Origin of the sequence: Hoylesella timonensis S9-PR14 (assembly GCF_000762405.1) — a bacterium.
Classification (GTDB): domain Bacteria; phylum Bacteroidota; class Bacteroidia; order Bacteroidales; family Bacteroidaceae; genus Prevotella; species Prevotella timonensis_A.
In genome coordinates this window covers 1-2,501 of sequence record NZ_JRPQ01000128.1, presented here as the reverse complement: position 1 = coordinate 2,501, position 2,501 = coordinate 1, and the positions used below count along the sequence as shown (strand labels likewise).

The 2,501-nt window shown below is 44.0% G+C and carries 1 protein-coding gene; it reads right to left on the bottom strand.

The features are described 5' to 3' along the window. Positions 1-125 precede the first annotated feature (125 nt). Positions 126-1,937: a reverse transcriptase/maturase family protein gene (locus HMPREF9304_RS08020; RefSeq protein ID WP_008126020.1), complete on the bottom strand. Its 1,812-nt coding sequence runs from the start codon at positions 1,935-1,937 to the stop codon at positions 126-128. Positions 1,938-2,501 lie beyond the last annotated feature (564 nt).

The following is a 2,501-nucleotide window of genomic DNA, read 5'->3' as shown; positions in this document are numbered from 1 at the left end:
CATACTTCACGTGTAGGCTCGGCGATGGGCGCCTTACCACCTTTCGGTGGTAGGTTTCCCATAGCCTGCCCCCGAACCGTACGTGCAAGTCTCCCTGCATACGGCTCTCCACTGGTAATGTCAGTTTATTTGTCATGGGCATGAATTTTTGCATTACAATGTTTGCATACTGCCAACGTCTTACGCCATTTCTTAATCATCAGTCGGTGCCACTCCGTATCGGTATTTATACCTTTGAGTTTACGGACTTGATACATTACGGTCTTGACATTGGTTGCTCCACACAATTCACATTTGTGCTCCATGAGTCTCTCCGCAAGAGTGGGGAAAGGAAGTACAAACGTGTTAGGTAGATTATCGCAGGTTGCGTCTTTGTCCGGCTCTTGCCTTGCAAAGCCGTCATTATAGAATATTCGGAACTTGGTTTCTCCTTTCTTTGCTTGATAAGGTATCGCCAAGTCATGGTCTCTTCTGTACTTTCGTATAACCTTGGCAGTTGATGAATTTAGTTTCTTTGCCAAAGTTTTGCAGAAACTATATCGCATTATGTAACCGAATTTACTTCCTGCAAAAGAGATGTTGTCCGCAATCCTATAATATTGGTACAAACCTCTGATTTCAGTTGTATAGCGTGCGCAAATTGTGGCTGGGTCTTCTTTGGTCAGGTAATTGCGTGGCATGGCATACCAGATTTCCTTTCCATTGATTACCCTAAGCTCCATTGCTTTCAGTTCCAATAATTTCTTTTGGACGGAGGCGATAGGCAGAGTCAGTATTATGCGTCCGCTGAACGGTCTCTTCAGCCATCCCAGCTTGTTTCGCTTCATGGCTTCGGATTTTCTGACAGAGATTTCATACCCAAGAAACTTTGCTGAATCCTGCGCATTTGTGATAAGGGTCTTTTCTTCGGAGAGTTCAAGCTTTAGTTTGTCTCTCATGAATATTGTAAAGTTCTCTTTCATTTTCGCACAGTCTGCTTTACTACCAATTACACCGATTAGAAAGTCATCGGCATATCTGATATATTTAAGTCTCTTGTAATTACTATCCATTGCCATAGATGCCGGCACTCTCCGTGTCTTAGCTTCCACCTCTTTCAGTTGTGTCAGCAATTCACGTTTCGTATCCTCATCAGTGGCGTTTCGGATAGTCTTGCGTAATCTTACAGCCTTTCGGCTGTAACTTGCGTGGAGTGGGTTTTCCCGCTTTTTCTTGCCCTTGTCGAATGATTCCGCATATTCACGCATGTATTTATCGAACTTATCAAGGTAGATATTTGCCAAGATAGGGCTTATTATCCCTCCTTGGGGAGTTCCCGAATACGTCTTGTGAAATGTAAAATCTTCGATATATCCAGCCTTTAGGAATTTCCATATCAGTCGAAGAAATCTTTCATCTGATATGCGCTCACGAAGAGTTTCAATCAGAATATGGTGGTCGATGTTGTCGAAGAATCCTTTGATGTCACCTTCGATGAACCAGTTCGCACCAGTGAAAAGAGTTTGGATGGAACGCAAAGCCGTATGACAGCTTCTTCTTGGTCTGAATCCATGCGAGGATTTCTCAAAATGTCCCTCATAGACAGCTTCAAGAATAAGTCTGACGACCTCTTGCACCATCTTGTCTTCGATTGATGGGATGCCCAATGGTCTTTTCTTCCCATTCTTTTTAGGGATATAGACTCTTCGGGCAGGCGTTGGCATGTAACTTTCATCCTTTAGCGCAGCTATCAGATGTCCTATTCTATCAACGCTCATTCCGTCAATGGTCTTGCCGTCTGAGCCGGGTGTCATGTTGCCCGGTTTCGCATAAATGCGCTGGTAGGCTACATAAAACATCTGTTCATTGAATAGGATGCGGTACAACCTTTCGTACTTGTAATGCACATCTTTGCTATGTGCAGATAAACTGTTTAATATGGTCTCTGGATTTCTCATACGTCTCACACGTTATCGTTTGACAATATTAAAATTACCGAGCTGTTCCCCTTCGCCATGTACGTGGCTTTCCCACGCTCAGACTACTATGGGAACTCCGTTGCCATGCGGAGTTTTCAGAGCCTGTGCTCATAGCCTTTCGGCATCTCCGTGTAGGCAATCCCCATTTAGTGGACTTGATAACTTGGCTTGACAGACTGTCGGATGCAACGTACATCCTTTTCTGTTCTCTGACGGATATGTCGCAGTAAATTCCTTGCCCATCACTCNGTTCAATAAGCGTGGGTACTGCGAGGCAACGTATATAACTGCTTTCCGTTGCCACCTCTACATTAGTCATAGGACTATTGTTCAACCAATCAGGTTTCATCCTCGTGTCTGTCTTTTCCCATAGCAATTCAGTCGCAGTTTAGCAATTAACTGACTTATCGCGTTACCGACATGCTTCACTCCCCGTTTGGTTTCCCATTCGGATAAGTCGGTCTGGGATAGGTTTATAAATTGGAATACTAACCTAATCACTTGCCAAAGTGATTATTATCAAGCCCCTATTATGGGCGCACT